The sequence below is a fragment of the Flavobacterium sp. genome (genome assembly GCF_039595935.1).
Lineage (GTDB): Bacteria > Bacteroidota > Bacteroidia > Flavobacteriales > Flavobacteriaceae > Flavobacterium.
Genome location: NZ_JBCNKR010000006.1, coordinates 1,128,923 through 1,147,519 on the forward strand (window position 1 = coordinate 1,128,923; position 18,597 = coordinate 1,147,519).

General features: G+C 34.8%; 15 protein-coding genes and 1 pseudogene. 11 read left to right on the forward strand and 5 right to left on the reverse strand.

Going from position 1 to position 18,597, the window contains the following annotated elements; translation table 11 throughout:
• Positions 1-161: 161 nt before the first annotated feature.
• The 8 genes and pseudogenes from ABDW27_RS14750 (at position 162) to ABDW27_RS14785 (ending at position 9,683) form a co-directional block, all read left to right on the forward strand.
• Positions 162-1,166 (forward strand): homocysteine S-methyltransferase family protein, encoded by a 1,005-nt coding sequence (locus tag ABDW27_RS14750; protein ID WP_343696595.1) that lies wholly within the window; start codon positions 162-164, stop codon positions 1,164-1,166.
• Positions 1,167-1,169: 3 nt separating this feature from the next.
• On the forward strand, positions 1,170-1,592 hold the full coding sequence (locus ABDW27_RS14755; RefSeq protein WP_343696596.1) for a hypothetical protein: 423 nt from the start codon (positions 1,170-1,172) through the stop codon (positions 1,590-1,592).
• A gap of 237 nt (positions 1,593-1,829) precedes the next feature.
• Positions 1,830-4,505: a methionine synthase gene (gene metH, locus ABDW27_RS14760; RefSeq protein ID WP_343696597.1), complete on the forward strand. Its 2,676-nt coding sequence runs from the start codon at positions 1,830-1,832 to the stop codon at positions 4,503-4,505.
• Between the two features lie 115 nt (positions 4,506-4,620).
• A pseudogene (locus ABDW27_RS14765) lies at positions 4,621-4,937 on the forward strand (four helix bundle protein).
• Between the two features lie 69 nt (positions 4,938-5,006).
• The gene (gene metF, locus ABDW27_RS14770) at positions 5,007-5,963 is read left to right on the forward strand and encodes a methylenetetrahydrofolate reductase [NAD(P)H] (RefSeq protein ID WP_343696598.1); all 957 of its coding nucleotides are present in this window, start codon (positions 5,007-5,009) and stop codon (positions 5,961-5,963) included.
• Positions 5,964-6,103: 140 nt separating this feature from the next.
• Positions 6,104-6,757, forward strand: coding sequence for a class I SAM-dependent methyltransferase (locus ABDW27_RS14775; RefSeq protein WP_343696599.1), 654 nt, complete (start codon positions 6,104-6,106; stop codon positions 6,755-6,757).
• A gap of 200 nt (positions 6,758-6,957) precedes the next feature.
• Entirely contained in the window at positions 6,958-8,181 is a 1,224-nt protein-coding gene (locus tag ABDW27_RS14780; protein ID WP_343696600.1) for a dicarboxylate/amino acid:cation symporter, read from the forward strand.
• A gap of 98 nt (positions 8,182-8,279) precedes the next feature.
• On the forward strand, positions 8,280-9,683 hold the full coding sequence (locus tag ABDW27_RS14785; protein WP_343696601.1) for a pyridoxal-dependent decarboxylase: 1,404 nt from the start codon (positions 8,280-8,282) through the stop codon (positions 9,681-9,683).
• Between the two features lie 323 nt (positions 9,684-10,006).
• Here ABDW27_RS14785 and gldA read toward each other — a convergent pair whose 3' ends face one another.
• Positions 10,007-10,903, reverse strand: coding sequence for a gliding motility-associated ABC transporter ATP-binding subunit GldA (gene gldA / locus ABDW27_RS14790; protein WP_343696602.1), 897 nt, complete (start codon positions 10,901-10,903; stop codon positions 10,007-10,009).
• A 147-nt stretch (positions 10,904-11,050) separates the two neighbouring features.
• Between gldA and ABDW27_RS14795 the strand changes: the two genes are divergently transcribed.
• Together ABDW27_RS14795 and ABDW27_RS14800 are read left to right on the forward strand one after the other, a co-directional pair.
• Complete coding sequence (locus ABDW27_RS14795; RefSeq protein ID WP_343696603.1) at positions 11,051-11,629, forward strand: outer membrane beta-barrel protein; 579 nt, start codon at positions 11,051-11,053, stop codon at positions 11,627-11,629.
• Between the two features lie 426 nt (positions 11,630-12,055).
• Positions 12,056-13,402 (forward strand): deoxyguanosinetriphosphate triphosphohydrolase, encoded by a 1,347-nt coding sequence (locus ABDW27_RS14800; protein WP_343696604.1) that lies wholly within the window; start codon positions 12,056-12,058, stop codon positions 13,400-13,402.
• 165 nt (positions 13,403-13,567) lie between these two features.
• Here ABDW27_RS14800 and ABDW27_RS14805 read toward each other — a convergent pair whose 3' ends face one another.
• The 4 genes from ABDW27_RS14805 to ABDW27_RS14820 are packed head-to-tail and all read right to left on the reverse strand — an operon-like array spanning position 13,568 to position 17,905.
• Positions 13,568-14,569 carry a DUF3078 domain-containing protein gene (locus ABDW27_RS14805; RefSeq protein WP_343696605.1) on the reverse strand — a complete coding sequence of 334 codons (1,002 nt, stop codon included), beginning with the start codon at positions 14,567-14,569 and terminating at the stop codon, positions 13,568-13,570.
• A gap of 34 nt (positions 14,570-14,603) precedes the next feature.
• On the reverse strand, positions 14,604-16,391 hold the full coding sequence (locus tag ABDW27_RS14810) for a 1-deoxy-D-xylulose-5-phosphate synthase (RefSeq protein ID WP_343696606.1): 1,788 nt from the start codon (positions 16,389-16,391) through the stop codon (positions 14,604-14,606).
• Between the two features lie 51 nt (positions 16,392-16,442).
• Positions 16,443-17,078, reverse strand: a complete 636-nt coding sequence (locus ABDW27_RS14815; protein ID WP_343696607.1) for a hypothetical protein — start codon at positions 17,076-17,078, stop codon at positions 16,443-16,445.
• Positions 17,078-17,905 carry an energy transducer TonB gene (locus ABDW27_RS14820; protein ID WP_343696608.1) on the reverse strand — a complete coding sequence of 276 codons (828 nt, stop codon included), beginning with the start codon at positions 17,903-17,905 and terminating at the stop codon, positions 17,078-17,080. Before ABDW27_RS14820 ends, ABDW27_RS14815 begins: the two co-directional genes overlap by 1 nt.
• 62 nt (positions 17,906-17,967) lie before the next feature.
• On the opposite strand from ABDW27_RS14820, the gene ABDW27_RS14825 reads away from it, so the two are divergent.
• Entirely contained in the window at positions 17,968-18,411 is a 444-nt protein-coding gene (locus ABDW27_RS14825) for a nucleoside deaminase (protein ID WP_119789230.1), read from the forward strand.
• The last annotated feature ends 186 nt before the right edge of the window (positions 18,412-18,597 follow it).

The following is an 18,597-nucleotide window of genomic DNA, read 5'->3' on the forward strand; positions in this document are numbered from 1 at the left end:
GGATTTCCACTTCAATCGGGGCTAATGAGCCAGCAATAGTGAGTTTTTGGAACCAAAGTGAAAAAATATCGAAGCAGACCTGTTAGGTTTAACTTCACAATCATAATAAAAAAACTTAGCATCTTAGAACCTTAGCGTCTTAGTAGCTAAAAGAAAACAACATGGCAATAACAATTCAAGAAGCAATAAAAAAAAATATCCTAATCCTTGACGGAGCAATGGGAACAATGTTGCAACGCTATAATTTCTCAGAAGAAGATTTCAGAGGAGAGCGTTTCAAAGATTTCCCACATCCGTTAAAAGGAAACAACGATTTACTATCCCTAACACAACCACAAGCAATCCGCGATGTACATGCCGCTTATTTTGAAGCTGGTGCTGACATCGTAGAAACCAACACCTTCTCAGGAACGACAATCGGTATGGCCGATTATCACATGGAAGATTTGGTTTACGAGTTAAACTATGAATCGGCAAAACTCGCGCGCGAGGTTGCCGATGAGTTTACCGCAAAAAATCCGGAGAAACCACGTTTCGTTGCCGGTTCAATCGGACCTACAAACCGTACAGCAAGTATGTCGCCAGACGTAAATGATCCAGGTTACAGAGCCGTAACGTTTGACGATTTACGAATTGCGTACAAACAACAAGCAGAAGCTTTAATGGACGGTGGCTGTGATTTACTTTTAGTAGAAACAATCTTTGATACATTAAACGCAAAAGCAGCACTTTTTGCAATTGAAGAAGTAAAAGAAGAACGAAATCTTGATATTCCAATCATGGTTTCAGGAACGATTACAGATGCTTCAGGAAGAACACTTTCTGGACAAACCGTTGAAGCGTTTTGGATTTCAGTTTCACATATTCCGTTATTAAGCGTTGGATTCAATTGCGCTCTTGGAGCCGATTTGCTGAAGCCGTATTTGAAAACATTAGCACATAATACAAGCTTTAATGTTTCGGCGCATCCAAACGCAGGATTGCCAAACGCTTTCGGACAATACGATGAAACACCAGAGCAAACACAGGCTTTCATTAAAGAATATTTAGAGGATAATTTAATCAATATCATCGGAGGTTGTTGCGGAACAACTCCAGATCATATTCGATTAATGGCTGAGGTTGCAAAGGATTATAAGCCTAGAGTGGCGCCAGGTTTAGTGTAAAAAATGATAGAAGGTAAATCTGAAAGAGTAGCAGGGATTGTAATTTTTATTGGGATATTAATTTTCATCATTTTTTCAATTAAAAATGCTGATAAATATAATGACTATAAAAAGACATTCAAAGGAGAAACGATTGGATTTGTAACTAGAATTGAACGCGAAGGGAAAAGAGATTATTTAAAATATTATTTCTATTCAGATAGGAAAATTTTATCAGAGGTTTCTAGTCAAAATTATGGACTTGTAAATAAGTTTTATAAAGTAAAATATGATTTAAATAATCCTGAGCAAAATTACATTGTTTTGGGAGAAGAGTTACAACCAGATTCTTTAACTCTTGTAAAAGCAGGTTTTACAAAAACAAAATATTATTTCTATGATGCGGGAGTTACATGTAAATACATAGAGAAAGAAAAATGGGAATAATTTCGAGATATAAATTTGTTATGAAACGTAATGTTGCGTGAGGGATAGAAGTGAAAAGCCCACAGCCTGACGAAGGAAGTGCGAGGACTTGTAACGGATAGCCCGGCCGAAGGACACGCCCAAATTAAAATATTGAAAACGAATATACCTACAAGGTTTTAAAAACCTCGCAGGAAAGAAAATAGAATAAAAAACTTAGAACCTTAGTATCTCAGGATCTTAGTAACTTAGAAAGAAATGACAGAAAAAAGAAGAGACCTTGTATTATCAGGATTAGAACCGTTGATTATTACGCCGGAAAGTGTTTTCGTGAATGTTGGTGAGCGTACAAACGTAACAGGTTCAAGAAAATTCCTAAGATTAATCAAGGAAGAGAAATATGACGAGGCACTTGATATTGCAAGACAGCAGGTAGAAGGTGGAGCACAGATCATCGATATTAATATGGATGAAGGAATGCTTGACGGTGTTACGGCAATGACCAAATTTTTGAATTTAATTGCTGCAGAACCAGATATTTCGAGAGTGCCGATTATGATCGACAGTTCGAAATGGGAAATCATTGAAGCTGGTCTAAAAGTAGTACAAGGAAAAAGCGTTGTAAACTCGATTTCGTTAAAAGAAGGAGAAGAAGCTTTTATTCATCACGCCAAATTAATCAAACGTTACGGAGCGGCGGCGATTGTTATGGCTTTTGACGAAGTAGGTCAGGCCGATAATTACGATCGTAGAGTGGAGATTTGTGCGCGTTCGTATGATATTTTGGTGAACAAAGTTGGGTTTCCTCCACAGGACATTATTTTCGATTTGAATATTTTCCCAGTTGCAACGGGAATGGAAGAGCATAGATTGAACGCATTGGATTTCTTTAGAGGAACAAAATGGGTTCGCGAAAATCTTCCGCACGCACATATTAGTGGTGGAGTAAGTAACGTTTCGTTTTCTTTTAGAGGAAATGATACCGTTCGTGAAGCCATGCATTCTGTGTTTTTATACCACGCGATTAAAGAAGGAATGACAATGGGAATTGTAAATCCGGAAATGCTTACGATTTACGATGATATTCCGAAAGACTTATTAGAATACGTTGAAGACGTAATTTTAGATAGACGCGACGATGCAACCGAAAGACTTTTGGATTTTGCTGAAAGTGTAAAAGGGGAAGCAAAAAGCGACGAAAAAACGGTTCAGGAGTGGCGTTTTGGAACTGTTCAGGAGCGTATTACACATTCATTGGTAAAAGGAATCGATGCTTTTATTGAAGAAGATGTTGAAGAAGCGCGTTTGACAGCAACAAAACCAATTGAAGTTATTGAGATTAACTTAATGGCTGGTATGAATGTGGTTGGAGATTTATTCGGAAGCGGAAAAATGTTCTTGCCTCAGGTTGTAAAATCGGCACGTGTAATGAAAAAAGCGGTTGCTTATTTATTGCCATTTATTGAAGCCAGCAAGCAAGCCGGAGACAAACAAGGAAATGGAAAAATCCTGATGGCAACCGTAAAAGGCGACGTTCACGATATTGGTAAAAACATCGTTTCGGTAGTTTTGGCTTGTAATAACTACGAGATTGTAGATCTTGGTGTTATGGTGCCTCCGGAAAAAATCATTGCAGCGGCGATTGAACATGAAGTAGATATCATTGGATTAAGCGGACTGATCACGCCTTCGCTTGACGAAATGGTATATTTAGCCAAAGAATTAGACAAACAAGATATTAAAATCCCAATTATGATTGGAGGAGCAACCACTTCGCGTGCGCATACTGCCGTGAAAATTGCACCTCAATACAGAGAAACTGTAATTCACGTAAACGATGCTTCGAGAGCCGTTACTGTTGCAGGAAATCTGTTAGATCATAATAGAAAAATATATGCGGCAGATATTCGTGCAGAATACGATTCGTTTAGAGAAACGTTCTTAAATCGTTCAAGAGATAAAAACTTCCTGACGATTGAAGATGCTCGTAAAAACAAATTACAATTGGATTGGTCTGAATATACTCCGGTAAAACCAAAAACAATTGGCGCACAAACCATCGAAGTAGAATTGGATGTTTTGGTTCCGTATATCGACTGGACACCTTTTTTCCAGACTTGGGAATTGTATGGAAAATATCCGACAATTTTAACCGATGAGATTGTGGGTAAAGAAGCGACATCTGTTTTTAATGATGCTCAGGCGATGCTGAAAGTTATTTTGGCTGAGAAAAAACTAAAAGCAAAAGGTATTTACGGAATTTTCCCTGCGAATCAGGTGGATGATGACGATATCGAATTGCGTGATGAAAACGGAAAAGTATTAGAGAAATTCTTAACGCTTCGTCAGCAGTCGCAAAAAACAAAAGGCGCTCCAAATATTGCTTTAGCCGATTTTATTCTGCCAAAAGAAAGCGGAATTGAAGATTATATGGGAGCTTTCTGCGTAACAACCGGTTTTGGTGTAGATGAATGGGCTGCTGAATATGAAAAGAATCTAGACGATTATAATTCGATTATGGTGAAAGCGCTTGCCGATCGTTTTGCCGAGGCTTTCGCCGAATATCTTCACGAGAGAGTTCGTAAGGATTTCTGGGGTTACGATTCAGAGGAATCTTTAACCAACGAAGAATTGATCAAAGAAACTTATAAAGGAATTCGTCCGGCTCCGGGTTATCCGGCTTGTCCAGATCACTTGGAAAAACCAACAATCTGGAAACTCTTAGATGTTGAAAAACAAATTGGAGTGAAACTAACAGAAAGTATGGCAATGTGGCCGGCTTCATCGGTTTCAGGATATTACTTCGGAAATCCAAAAAGCCGTTATTTCGGACTCGGAAAAATAAAAGAAGATCAGGTTACAGATTACGCCAAACGCCGAAATGTACCGCTTGATTACGCAATGAAATGGTTAAACCCTAATATAGCAGACTAGAATAGTTGATGGTTGATGGTTTTTGGTTGATAGGTTTGAACGCGAAATGCCAACAACTATCAACCATCAACAAACAACTATAAAAAAAATGGAATACAGTAAATTGGAAGTTTGGATGGAAGCGCGTAAGTTGGTGAATTTGTTGTATGATTTTTCAAAATTGTTTCCAAAAGAAGAATTATTTGGATTGACAAATCAAATGAGAGCTGCGATTTCAATACCATCAAATATAGCAGAAGGCAGACTTCAAAAGAAACAATACATTTTCTTCATATATCTAGAGGATCACTATATGAATTAGAAACTCAATTTTATCTAGCATTAGATCAAAAATATATTGAAGAAAATAATTTTAACATAGCGCTTAGTCAGATTCAGATTTGTAAAAAGTTATTAAACGGTTTTATTAACTACTATAAAAAAATAATATAGTTGAGATTGTAATTGTTGAGTTCCGAAAGAACCATCAACCATCAACCATCAACCATCAACTAAAAACTAATGAAAGTAACAGAACATATAGAAAACGCCAAAGGGAAAACATTATTCTCATTTGAAATTATTCCGCCTCAAAAAGGGAAAAGCATTCAGGAATTATACGATAATATTGATCCATTAATGGAGTTTAAACCACCATTTATTGATGTAACCACTTCTCGTGAAGAGTACATTTATATTGATCGCGGTAATGGACTTTTGGACAAAAAACTGACTCGTATGCGTCCGGGAACGCTTGGAATCTGCGCTTCTATAAAACATAAATACAATGTTGATACTGTTCCGCATTTGCTTTGCGGCGGATTTACGCAGGAAGAAACCGAATATATGCTGGTTGATTGTCAATATTTAGGAATCAATAATGTAATGGCGCTTCGAGGCGATGCAATGAAAGACGAACAATCTTTTGTGCCAAAAGCTGGTGGTAATCATTACGCAGTTGATTTGGTTCGTCAAATCAAAGATTTAAATTGTGGAAAATATCTACATGAATTAATGGATACAGATAATAAAGCAGATTTCTGTATTGGTGTTGCGGGTTATCCTGAAAAGCATTTAGAATCTCCTTCTTTACAATCAGATTTAAAACGATTAAAAGAAAAAGTAGACGCAGGAGCAGATTATGTGGTAACACAGATGTTTTTTGACAACTCAAAATATTTTGCCTTTGTAGAAAAAGCAAGAGAAATGGGCATCACCATTCCGATTATTCCTGGAATTAAACCAATTGCTGTTCAAAGACATTTACAAGTTTTACCACAGATTTTCAGAATCGATTTGCCTGAAGATTTAATTGATGCTGTTGATAAATGCAAAAACAATGCTGAAATCAAACAAGTCGGAATCGAATGGGCGATTCAGCAGTCATTAGAATTAAAAGCCGCAGGAGTTCCGTTTTTACATTATTATTCAATGGGTAAATCTGAGAATATCCGCCAGATCGCAAGTAAGGTTTTTTAATGTCATTGCGAGGAACTTTGTCAAAGTTTAAAACTTTGACAAAGTTGTAGAGAACTAAGAAGGCGGTCTTGGAATTTGGACCCGAGCGTAAGCGAATTGGCGAAGCAATTTTAAAATTTTGGAATTTAAATTTTACAGTCATGAAAAATGAAGAACTACAAGCCATCGCCTCACAACTAAAACATCCATCGGGAGAAAAAGGAATTGAAATGGGAAATATGATGAACGAAACAAACATCAATATGACCAAGCATTCCATTCAAAATCTAAATATTTCAAAGGAAAATAGAATTCTGGAACTAGGCCACGGAAACGCAGGGCATGTTGAATTTCTATTTGAACAAGCGGAAAAACTAAAATACTACGGACTGGAAATGTCGGAACTGATGTTTCAGGAAGCGCGACAGATCAATCGAAATTTTGTTTCCCAAAAACAGGCTTTCTTTTCACTTTATGACGGAAATACGATTCCGTTTGAAGATGGATTATTCGATAAAATATTTACCATAAATACGATTTATTTCTGGCAAAAACCTGAAGAATTGCTTTCAGAAATCTACAGAGTTTTAAAACCAAGCGGTACTTTTTGTTTGACATTTGCCGAAGAAGATTTCATGAAAACACTGCCTTTTACCCAATTTGAATTTGAATTGTACAGCACGGAAAAAGCGCAGAATTTGATCAAAAAATCAGATTTTAAAATCGTTTACACTGAAACCCAGACTGAAAAAGTAAAAAGTAAAACCGGCGAATTGGTCGAAAGAGCTTTTACGACTATTGTGCTGGAGAAATAAAGTTTTGCCACAGATTACACAGATTAAAAGGATTTTTTTCTTTTGCAACTAATTTCAAATTTCCACGAATTAATTTATTCACATTCAAATCTGTGTAAATCATTTTAATCTGTGGCGAAAAAAAAATGATTAATTCTTACATTTTTTGAGTACTTTCATTTTTTATTATCAATCTTTCTGAATTATAATCCACAACAGTTATGGAAGTTAAGAAAATCAATTTTTTACAGAATTACAGCAGTATTTTATGGCTTTTGGGCGGTATTATAATCGGAAGTATTTTCGGGTTAGTGTTTGGGGAAGATGTTTTGATCATAAAACCTTTGGGTGATATTTTCCTGAATTTACTTTTCACAGCGATTATTCCGCTTATTTTTTTCACGATTGGTTCTTCGGTTGCGAATCTGGAAAGAACAGAAAAGCTAGGAAAACTGTTTGTCATAATGGTATTGGTTTTTCTCGCTACCATTTTAATTTCGGCCATTGTGATGATTTGTGCTGTTTATCTTTTTCCAATCCATGAAGATATAGCAATTGCCAAAGTTCCGTTTGAAGAAGTAACCTCAGGATCAGCAGGAGATCAAATTGCGAAACTGCTTACTGCTAATGATTTCTTCGAATTATTATCTCGAAAAAGTATGCTGGCATTGATTATTTTCTCTTTTTTAGTGGGTTTTGCAACCTTACAAGCGGGAGAAAAAGGAAATGCTTTCAAGAGTTTTCTCGATTCGGGAAATGAAGTAATGAAGCAGCTTTTAAACATCATCATGAAATCTGCTCCAATAGGTTTAGGAGCTTATTTCGCTTATCAGGTTGGAGTTTTTGGACCACAATTGCTGGGAGTTTATGCAAAACCTATGGCGGTTTATTATGCTGCCTGTGTGTTTTATTTCTTTGTCTTCTTTAGTTTATATGCACTCGTTGCTGGCGGAAAACGTGCTTTTAAAGTTTTTTGGAGTAATAATATAACTCCATCTTTAACGGCAGTAGGAACCTGCAGCAGTATTGCAACGATTCCTGCCAATTTAACTGCGGCAGAAAAAATGGGAATTCCGGCACACGTTAGAAATCTGGTAATTCCGCTTGGAGGGCCTTTACATAAAGACGGTTCGAGTATGTCCTCCATTTTAAAAATAACTTTTTTGTTTGCCATGTTTGGGAAAGATTTTTCAGATCCGATGACAATTCTTCTGGCTCTCGGAATTACAGTTATAGTTTCGATTGTTGAAGGCGGAATCCCAAATGGAGGTTATATAGGCGAAATTCTGGCCATAACAGTTTATGGTTTTCCAATGGAACAAGCGCTTCCGGTTGCTATGATTCTCGGAACTCTCGTTGACCCAATTGCTACTTTATTAAACGCAAATGGAGATGTAATTTGTTCTATGATGGTTTCCAGATTTTCAGAAAAGACCAAATGGTAGCTTAAATATAATAGTCAAAAGTTGTAAAGTCGAAAGTCATAAAGCCCTTAACTTTTGACTTTATGACTTTCGACTTTATGACTTTAAAAATCTATACTATGAATTCAATATTACAGCACGATCTTAATAATTTCGAAAATATTTTAGAAAAAGCAAAACTGCAGGGAATTGATTTCCTGAATAATCTGAATACGATTTCAACTTCAAATAAAGAAACTATTGATCCGAAACGTCATCTGAACGAATTAGGGTTAGGTTCTGAAGAAGCTCTAAAAGAGTTTAAAGAACGACTAGCTCCTTTATTAGTTTCATCACCCGGTCCGCGTTATTGGGGATTTGTTACGGGAGGTTCAACACCTGCTTCTATTGTAGGCGACTGGCTGGCATCGGTTTACGATCAAAATACGCAGTCTGTAACTTCGCAGGGTGGAAATTCAGCTTTAATAGAATTTGAAACGATTAATTTATTGCTTCAATTATTAGAACTTCCTGATTCGTTTTTAGGCGGATTTGTTACCGGAGCAACTATGTCAAATTTTACGAGTTTGGCTGTTGCCAGACAATGGTTTGGAAAACAGTTTGGAAAAGATTTTGCTAAAAACGGAATTTCTGAAACCATCAATATTTTAACGGCAACGCCGCATTCTTCTTCTGTAAAATCATTGTCGATGTTAGGAATCGGGAGTCAGAATTATACGGTTGTAAAAACTATTGAAGGAAATCGCGAAGCTTTGGATTTGACCGATTTAGAGGAAAAAATTAAAGCTTTAAACGGAAAACCTTTCATCCTGATTTCAAGTGCAGGAACGGTAAATACAGCCGATTTTGATGATTTTGAAGCGATTACTAAACTAAAAGAAAAATACAATTTCTGGTGGCATATTGACGGTGCTTTTGGAGGTTTTGCAGCAGTTTCAGAAAAATACAAACATTTCGTAAAAGGCTGGGAAGAAGCAGACAGTATCACAATTGATTGTCATAAATGGCTGAATGTACCTTATGAAAGCGCTTTTTATTTAGTTAAAAAAGAGCATATCAATTTACAGATCGAAACTTTCCAAAATTCAAATGCACCTTATTTAGGAAATGCTTTGGAGAATTTTAATTACCTAAATGTAGTTCCTGAAAATTCAAGACGTTTAAGAGCGCTTCCGGTTTGGTTTTCTTTAGTAGCTTATGGGAAAGAAGGTTTTCAGGATTTAATTGAAAAAAGCACATTGCTGGCACTTCATTTTGGAAATGCATTGGCCGATGACGGAAGATTTGAGCTTTTAGCACCAATTCGATTAAACAATGTTTGTTTTACTTTAAAAGGAAATGAAAACCAAGAGAAAGTTGCTTCATTTTTAACTCAGCTGAATGATACCGGAAAAGTATTTATGACACCTACTTTTTATGAGAATAAAAAAGGAATTCGTGCTTCATTCGTAAACTGGCGAACGACAGAAGAAGATATTAGAATTGTTATAGAAGAAATGAAAACAATTCTTGAAAATTTATAATATAAGAATAAAAGAGCCTGCTAAATTTAGCAGGCTCTTTTTTCAAAAAAAATAAAAAACAAAAAAACAAGTTTCAAGGGATCAAATTATATTCTATAGATTTAAGACCAATGTCTAATTCAATTATCTGTTGCAAATATAATATTATTTATAACAAGTCTAAATAAAAATAAATAAAAAATATTCAATAAAATAGTAATTGTTTGATAACAAGAAAGGAAGAGTTTAAAACAAGAGATTTTATTAAAAAGAAAAACCAATTTATTCGCGTTAAAAGAATAAATTGGTTTTAAAACTGAAAACTGAGACTGTAAACGGAATACTTATTTAGTAATTTCTCTAAAGACAGCTTCTAGATTTTTATTTTTTTGATTTAATTGTAAAGTTTTTAAACCATTTTCTGAAGCAAAATCAAAAATGGCAGGGCGCATGTCTTTATCTGTAATAAAAGTCAGTTCCCAGGTCATGTCATGTGTATTTTTGTACGAAGAAATATTTTCAAGTTTTGCTAAAAGTTGTTCTTCAACTTTATAATCAAACTCAACCTCAATAACTTGCTCTTTGTTTGCAGTAACTAAATGGTCTAATTTGTTATCCGCAACGATTTGTCCTTTATCAATAATTATGACACGGTCGCAAATTGCTTCGACTTCCTGCATAATATGTGTCGAAAGAAAAATGGTTTTATCTTTTCCAATATTTTTGATGACATTTCTAATTTCCATTAACTGATTCGGATCCAGACCAGTAGTTGGTTCATCTAAAATTAAAACATCAGGATTGTGTAGTAAAGCGTTGGCAAGTCCCACACGCTGGCGGTATCCTTTAGAGAGCTGACTGATCTTTTTATGACTTTCCGGTGTCAGTCCTGTCAGTTGAATTACTTCATCAATTCTTGATTTTGGCACGTTATAAACATCGGCATTAAAAGCCAAATACTCACGAACATACAAATCCAAATACAACGGATTATGCTCTGGTAAATAACCAATCGACTGCTGTACTGCTTTTGTGTTTGTCATGACATCGTGACCATTTACAAGGGCTGAGCCGCTGTCGGCAAGTAAATAAGTGGTCAAAATTTTCATTAAAGTAGATTTTCCAGCTCCGTTTGGACCCAGAAATCCAACTATTTCTCCCTTTTCAATTTTAAAAGAAATTTCATTTAAAGCTTTTTGCTCTCCGTAACTTTTTGATATACTGTTTACTTCTATCGACATGATTTTTTATTTGCTACAAAAGTAAACAGAAATAGTCTCGATTACTAAAAATAATCTTCTAAAGTAATTATAAAAAAAATTAAAGAGCCCAGTATTCACGGCATTGTTCTTGTTAATGAAATGCTAAAATTAAAAAATACCCAAATCATGAAAAAAATTCTAGTGATGGCTGCTTTAGCTATCTGCAGTTTTGCAAACGCACAAAAAGGTACAATCTTAGTAGGTGGAAACGTTGCTTATTCTTCTGAAACAACTGATTACACTAATTCTGAAACTAAAAGCAATCAATTTAGTTTTTCTCCAAAAGTAGGTTACCAATTTCACGAAAACTGGACAGTAGGGGGTGAATTTACTGTAGCTTCTTCAAAAAATGATCAAGGAATCAATGAGTACAAAACTAATGATTTCAAAATTGGAGCATTTGTACGTTACTCTGTGCCATTAAACCAAACTTTCTCTGTATTTGCTGATTTAGGAGCTGGTATCCAAAACAGAACTGAGAAAGATTATGTAGGACCAAACTACACAAAATACAAAGCAGACGGAATGTATGTAGGTATTACTCCAGCTCTTTTCATTAACATGAAACAAGGTTTTGGTTTAAACTTTAGCATTGGTGGTTTAGGTTACAATACTTATAGCTACGATAACAATGGTCCGGATGTTAGCAATTTCAACTTCAACTTCGGACAAACATTTAACATTGGAATCTCTAAAAACTTCTAATCTTAAGTTTTATATTCAATTTCAGAAAGCACTCCAAACGGGGTGCTTTTTTATATTTTTGAAAGAAGATATTTATGATAAATAAATGGCATTAAGATTATTACCGAGCGAAGCTAAAGAATTTATAGAAACTGCCAATAGGTTGGATATAGAAGTTGAATTATTGAAAAAAGCATTAGAATTTTGATTTTTAGCCACAGATTACACAGATTAAAATGGATTTTTTTATATGCTTAATCTTTAAATTTTTGCCACGAATTTCACAAATTTTCACGAATTAATTTAAGCATAATGATTTGTGTTAATTAGTGAATTAGTGGCGAATAAAACTTAATCCATAGCCTATTTTTATCTTAAAATAAAATGTATTTTTGATCTTAGAATCCTCAAATCTAAAATCAATAATCTACAATCTAAAATAGTAAAATGAACTGGGAACAACTTTTATCATTAAAACGTCAAGGCGATACAAGCAAAAGATTACGTGTAGAACAAGATGACACACGATTAGGTTTTGAGGTCGATTATGACCGAATTATATTCTCTGCGGCATTTCGATCTTTACAGGATAAAACCCAGGTAATTCCGCTTTCAAAAACAGATTTTGTACATACGCGTTTAACACATAGTTTAGAAGTTTCTGTTGTAGGAAGATCTTTAGGACGTTTGGTTGGGAAAAAAATCATCGAAAAATATCCTTATTTAAAAGAAATTCACGGTTATCATATGAATGATTTCGGAGCAATTGTGGCTGCGGCTTCATTAGCACATGATATCGGAAATCCGCCTTTTGGACATTCAGGTGAAAAAGCCATTGGGGAATATTTCTCAAGCGGAAAAGGATTAAAATTCAAAGATAAATTGACTGCTAAACAATGGCAGGATTTAATTGATTTTGAAGGAAATGCAAACGGATTTTCTGTCTTAACAGGAAGTCGTCCGGGAATTGAAGGCGGGCTTAGAATTTCATACGCAACCTTGGGCGCTTTTATGAAATATCCTAAAGAAAGTCTTCCGAAAAAACCAACGAACAATATTGCCGATAAAAAATACGGTTTCTTCCAGTCTGATAAAGCCTTTTTTGAAGAAGTTGCAGAAGATATGGGAATGATTCCAAATAAAGAAGATGGCGATATTGGTTTTGAAAGACATCCTTTGGCTTATTTGGTTGAAGCTGCTGATGATATTTGCTACACAATTATCGATTTTGAAGACGGAATAAATCTTGGTTTGGTTTCTGAAGATTATGCTTTAGAGTATTTAATTAAACTGGTAAAAGATAATATTGGTGTTGCCAAATATAAATTACTGGAAACCAAGGAAGACAGAATCAGCTATTTGCGCGCATTAGCAATTAATTCCTTGATTAATGACGCTGTAGATGTTTTTGTTGAGAATGAAGAAGCAATTCTGGCCGGAAATTTCCCTTTTGCTTTAACAGATAAAAGCAAGTACAAAGCGCAGATGAATGATATTATCAACTTAAGTGTTGAAAAAATCTATCAGAGCCGTGAAGTTATCGAGAAAGAAATTGTCGGTTATCAGATTATTCAAACTTTGCTGGATAAGTTTATAACCGCATTCAATAACAAATATGAAGGAACAGCCTCAAATTATGATAAACTGATTTTAAAAATGCTGCCGGAAAAACATTATTTAGAAAAAGAAAATTTATACGAGCGTCTGCTTCATATATGCCACTATGTTTCGCTTTTAACGGATGGAAATGCATTAGAGTTATATGAAATGATTCAAGGAAGAAAAAATAAGTAAGTTAAAAAGTCATAAAGCCGAAAGTCTTAAAGTCAAAAGTTGAAAAAAATATTATTATTATGCAGTGCAAGTTTTATGTAATTCCAAAAAAAATCAATTTAACTCACTCAAGTTCTTAAATTTATGACTTTCAACTTTTGGCTTTAAGACTTTCGGCTTAAGATTTTATTGAAAAGCATAAACCAAACCAACTCCAAGTACCTGACGCAATTGCATTCTTGGGCCGTCGTTAACCTGAGAAGTTGTTCCGGTAACAGGATCAACGACATCTTTTTTGGTTTTAATATCGTCATCATATACTAAATGAACGCCAATATTTGCTTTTACATAAGCGTTTACAACAAGATCTAAACGAGTATCATAATCAATATCGACATTACCAAAACGGTTTAAATAATCGGTATATAAACTCAGTCTGTTTTCGTAAAAAACATTTTTATATATTTCGTTTTTCATATATCCGGTAAAAAGAATACCAAACTCTGCTTTTACTTTTTGACCTTCCTGAACTAAAATCTGATTATTAGGATCTAAAGGATCTGGTGCATAAACCGCTTTCTTAACACCAAAAGAACCTTGATTTGCCAGATATTGGTCTAATACTAAAGTTGTTTTTAACGTAATAGGAGAGAAGTAAAAAGTTCTGTTTTTCTTTTTATTTGAATTCTCAGCTCCGGCTCCCAGAAAGATATAAGCTGGTGCAAAAGGTTTAGAGATTGCAATATCACGGTTTGGATAATTGTAACCGTTTGTAAATTGTGTATTGAAATTAAACTTGGCAGAATAATACCAGTTTGAGACCGTATCTTTTCTAAATCCGTAAGTAGAGTTTACTAAAAGAGCGTCGTCAGTTTTTCTAAGCTCAGTCCCGTCTTGTTTATTTAAACCGTATTTAACGATAAGTTCGTTAACCCATTTGTGGTTTCCTTTTGCATAAGTTCGTCCAAATTCACCCTTAAATAAACCTGAAATAGAACTTGTTCCCCCGGCACTCCAGTTTACAAAAGCAATTTCTGAAATGTCAAAACCTAATTGATTTTTCTTAGTCCAGTTTGATGGCGGTTTTGGTAATTGATTGGGATCGAGTGTTGTTTGTATAAGTTGTGCAAAGTTTTTTGTAGAGCACAAAAGTAACAAAAGCAAAAGGGCAGAACGTAATAATTTCATTAGGCGTATTTTATTTTTTGGTGTTGCAAAATAATTATTTTGAACCGTTTGAAAAAAGATTTATCAAACTTTTAACGTCAATTTTACACAATTGTTGTTGTTGAAGCACGCTTCCGTGCTCAATAAATTCGTCAGGAATACCCAGAATTTCAACCTTGTTTTTGAAGTTGTTCGTGGCCGCAAATTCTAAAACTGCGCTTCCAAAACCACCTTTTTTTACTCCGTCTTCAATGGTAATTATACTTTCAAAACTAGAGAAAATAGTGTTTAAAAGCTTTGTATCTAAGGGTTTAATAAAGCCAAAGTCGTAGTGAGCAATGGCATCAGAATTATGACATTCTTTTAAAGCTTCGATAACATTATTCCCAATTGATCCGGTAGATAAAACAGCTGTTGTAGTTCCTGTTTTTAAGCAGTTTCCTTCGCCAATTTTAATCGTTTCATAATGTCCGAAATTTTCTACTTCCCAATTTGGCAATACGCCTCGGCCTCTCGGATATCGAATTGCAATAGGATTATTCAGACCTAATTGAGCCGTATATAAAATGTTTTGAAGTGCAATTTCATTAATTGGCGCATAAATAATCAAATTTGGAATAGAACGCAGATATGAAATGTCAAAAACTCCATGATGCGTTGCGCCATCTTCTCCCACCAAACCAGCTCTGTCTAAACAAAAAATAACCGGTAAATTCTGCAAGGCAACGTCATGAATAACCTGATCGTAAGCGCGCTGTAAAAATGTCGAGTAAATATTACAATAAACGATCATGCCCTGAGTCGCCATTCCGGCGGCAAGCGTTACGGCATGTTGCTCGGCAATTCCCACATCAAAAGCACGTTCCGGCAGTTCATTCATCATAAATTTTAATGAACTTCCAGATGGCATTGCAGGTGTGATCCCAATTATTTTTTCATTTTTTTTGGCTAAATCTAAAATAGTTAAACCAAAGACATCCTGATATTTAGGCGGAAGATTTTCTTCAGATTTTAAATGAATTTCTCCAGTCGAAGCATCAAATTTCCCAGGTGCATGATATTTCACCTGATTTTCCTCAGCTTGCTGTAAACCCTTTCCTTTTGTGGTAACAATATGAAGGAATTTTGGGCCTTTAATTTTTTTTAAACGATTTAACTCTTTAATCAAAGTTGGAAAATCATGCCCGTCAATAGGACCGGAATAATCAAAATTCAGTGATTTTATAATGTTATTCTGTTTCGGATTTTTTCCGTTTTTAACAGCCGTGAGATATTTTTTTAATGCACCAACACTTGGGTCAATTCCAATAGCATTGTCGTTTAAAATTACAAGAATATTAGCATCTGTAACTCCGGCGTGGTTTAAACCTTCAAAAGCCATTCCGCTTGCGATAGAAGCATCGCCAATAACGGCTATATGTTGTTTTTCTGAATCGCCTTTTAGTTTAGAAGCAATTGCCATTCCGAGTGCTGCCGAAATAGAAGTCGAAGAATGTCCCACACCAAAAGTATCGTAAATACTTTCGGCTCTTTTTGGAAAACCCGAAATTCCTCCAAGCTGTCTGTTAGTATGGAAATTTTCTCTTCTTTCGGTTAAAATTTTATGTCCGTAAGCTTGATGTCCAACATCCCAAACCAATAAATCTTCGGGAGTATTAAATACATAATGCAGCGCAATCGTCAGTTCAACAACGCCCAAACTGGCGCCTAAATGACCTTCTTTTACAGAAACCACATCAATAATAAACTGACGCAATTCCTGAGCAACCTGAGTAAGCTGTTCTTCTTTTAAAAGACGTAAATCGGCGGGATTGTATATGTTTGAGAGTAAATCGCTTTTCATTGTATGGAAAAAAGCAAATTTACGGTTTTAAATTGAATTTTATTGTGAGGACTATTGCAATACAATGGGTAAAGAATATTGTCTCTTTACTTTTTTGTCATTAGATTCTCCCGGCTGCCATTTTGGGCAGGAATTTAAAACTCGTATAATTTCTTGTTGTGTTACATCGTTAATAGGAGGGTCAGATTGAAGAAAAGATACATAACCGTTTTTTTCTATCGCAAATGCCAGATTTATTTTGAGTTTATAAAATTCTGCATTTGCAGGTTTTTTAAATTCCTTTTGAAAAAAAGTATAAAACTGATCAATTCCGCCCGGAAATTCTGCATTGGTTTCAGATACAACTTCTCCGGAAGGAGCAGCTTTAACGACTACTTTTTGGGGGGTATTTTTATTAGCATCTGTTTTTCCAGATTTTGAAAGTTTGCTTTCTATTGATTTTACAGCTTTTGCCTTATCTGTTTTTGATGGAATAGAAACTTTAGAATCTGCTTTGTCATTTTTATCTTTGGCAATTTCTTCAACAACAGCCTGTTTTTTTACAACAGTATCTTTTACAGCCTGAACCGTATTTGTTTTTTGCTGTTTTTCGTCTTTCTTCTGGCAGCTGAACAAACAGTTCCCAACAATCAAAAACAAAGTGACTAGTGCTGTTTTTTGAATCGTTATTTTAAGTTCTTTATTCATTATTTAATTGTAATCGGTAAAACGTAAGTAGATCTGACAATACGATTTTTTAATTTTCCAGGAATCCATTTTGGTGCTTTTTCTAAAACCCTTATAGTTTCTTCTTCTATTTCTTTTGGTATGTTTTTACCGATTGTAAAATTACTTAAACTGCCATCTTCTTCAACAACCAATAAGACCTCAATTTCTCCGTTAAACTTTTCTGTTAGATTAGGAGTGTTATAATTTTTAGCAAAAAAAGCATAAAACTTTTGTATTCCATTTTCAGGAACTGGCAAAACATCTAAATCTTTCGAATTATATATTGTATGATACACAAAAGATCCTGTTTGGATAGGATTAGCAGGAGCTATCATTCCCATCATGGTACTTTGAGCAGGTTTTTCCGGGCTTACTTTTTTAGATTCGATTTGATGTCCATAACATTTAGACACAAATTCGTTTTCATTTTGCTCTGTATTGTCAATAATTTCAATTTTATCAATTTTGTTTTTATTTCCATCTTTATCAGAACAGCTAAATAGAGTTGTTCCCATAGAAATAAACATTGCCAGAACAAACATTTTATAATAATTGGTTTGTGTATATAAAACCTGACTCGGAATTTGAATTGTTATTGTTTCTAATTGCGAATTTTTAAATCTTCCGCAAATAGCATTATTCTGATTCTGAATAAAAAAATGCTGAATTTCCTCTGGAAGCATAGAAGTAAAATCAGTAACCGTTTTAGAACAGCTCATACAGAAACGACCATTTTCGTTTGGCGTCATTTTGTTCCAATCTTCTTTACATAGCTCGGGAATGCTGATTTTGTAATTTCTTTCCATATTCAAATATCAAAAATTAAATGTAATAAAAAATACGTTCTAAAAATCCTATTTTTGCAATTATGGAAAATCCTTTCACCGACGAATATTTTATGAAAAAGGCTTTGCAGGAGGCCGAAGCAGCTTTTGAAAAAGGCGAAATTCCTGTTGGAGCCGTTATTGTTGTGGCAGATAAGGTAATAGCAAGAAGTCATAATTTGACAGAATTACTCAACGACGTAACCGCTCACGCCGAAATGCAGTCCATTACCGCTGCTGCAAACTTCCTTGGTGGAAAATATTTAAAAGATTGTACGCTTTACGTAACGCTTGAACCTTGCCAAATGTGTGCTGGCGCTTTGTACTGGAGCCAGATTTCTAAAATCGTTTTTGGTGCACGCGACGAACAACGCGGATTTCTGAATATGGGAACAAAACTTCACCCAAAAACGACTGTAGTTTCGGGAGTAATGGCCAATGAAGCAGCTGATTTAATGAAACGTTTCTTTCTGGAGAGAAGGAAATAATCTTATCAAAAGAGTCGAAATTTACTTCTAGTCATTCCCACAACACCTTGTAGACTTCAACAAAAGTTAAATAATGAATACTAGAGAATTTTCTTCTTAAAGAAACCGGAAAATATTTTACTTTTAACATAATTTAAATCTCATTTTGCAGTTATGGTTTTTAACTGCAAGGCGTGTTAAATTACC

Bases quoted from the DNA above. Each gene is read 5' to 3' on its own strand.
- ABDW27_RS14795 (WP_343696603.1), top strand. From the start codon at position 11,051: ATGAAAAAAATTCTAGTGATGGCTGCTTTAGCTATCTGCAGTTTTGCA.
- ABDW27_RS14800 (WP_343696604.1), top strand. From the start codon at position 12,056: ATGAACTGGGAACAACTTTTATCATTAAAACGTCAAGGCGATACAAGC.
- ABDW27_RS14775 (WP_343696599.1), top strand. From the start codon at position 6,104: ATGAAAAATGAAGAACTACAAGCCATCGCCTCACAACTAAAACATCCA.
- ABDW27_RS14820 (WP_343696608.1), bottom strand. From the start codon at position 17,905: ATGGAAAGAAATTACAAAATCAGCATTCCCGAGCTATGTAAAGAAGAT.
- metH (WP_343696597.1), top strand. From the start codon at position 1,830: ATGACAGAAAAAAGAAGAGACCTTGTATTATCAGGATTAGAACCGTTG.
- ABDW27_RS14785 (WP_343696601.1), top strand. From the start codon at position 8,280: ATGAATTCAATATTACAGCACGATCTTAATAATTTCGAAAATATTTTA.
- ABDW27_RS14825 (WP_119789230.1), top strand. From the start codon at position 17,968: ATGGAAAATCCTTTCACCGACGAATATTTTATGAAAAAGGCTTTGCAG.
- ABDW27_RS14750 (WP_343696595.1), top strand. From the start codon at position 162: ATGGCAATAACAATTCAAGAAGCAATAAAAAAAAATATCCTAATCCTT.
- ABDW27_RS14780 (WP_343696600.1), top strand. From the start codon at position 6,958: ATGGAAGTTAAGAAAATCAATTTTTTACAGAATTACAGCAGTATTTTA.
- ABDW27_RS14815 (WP_343696607.1), bottom strand. From the start codon at position 17,078: ATGAATAAAGAACTTAAAATAACGATTCAAAAAACAGCACTAGTCACT.
- gldA (WP_343696602.1), bottom strand. From the start codon at position 10,903: ATGTCGATAGAAGTAAACAGTATATCAAAAAGTTACGGAGAGCAAAAA.
- metF (WP_343696598.1), top strand. From the start codon at position 5,007: ATGAAAGTAACAGAACATATAGAAAACGCCAAAGGGAAAACATTATTC.
- ABDW27_RS14805 (WP_343696605.1), bottom strand. From the start codon at position 14,569: ATGAAATTATTACGTTCTGCCCTTTTGCTTTTGTTACTTTTGTGCTCT.
- ABDW27_RS14755 (WP_343696596.1), top strand. From the start codon at position 1,170: ATGATAGAAGGTAAATCTGAAAGAGTAGCAGGGATTGTAATTTTTATT.
- ABDW27_RS14810 (WP_343696606.1), bottom strand. From the start codon at position 16,391: ATGAAAAGCGATTTACTCTCAAACATATACAATCCCGCCGATTTACGT.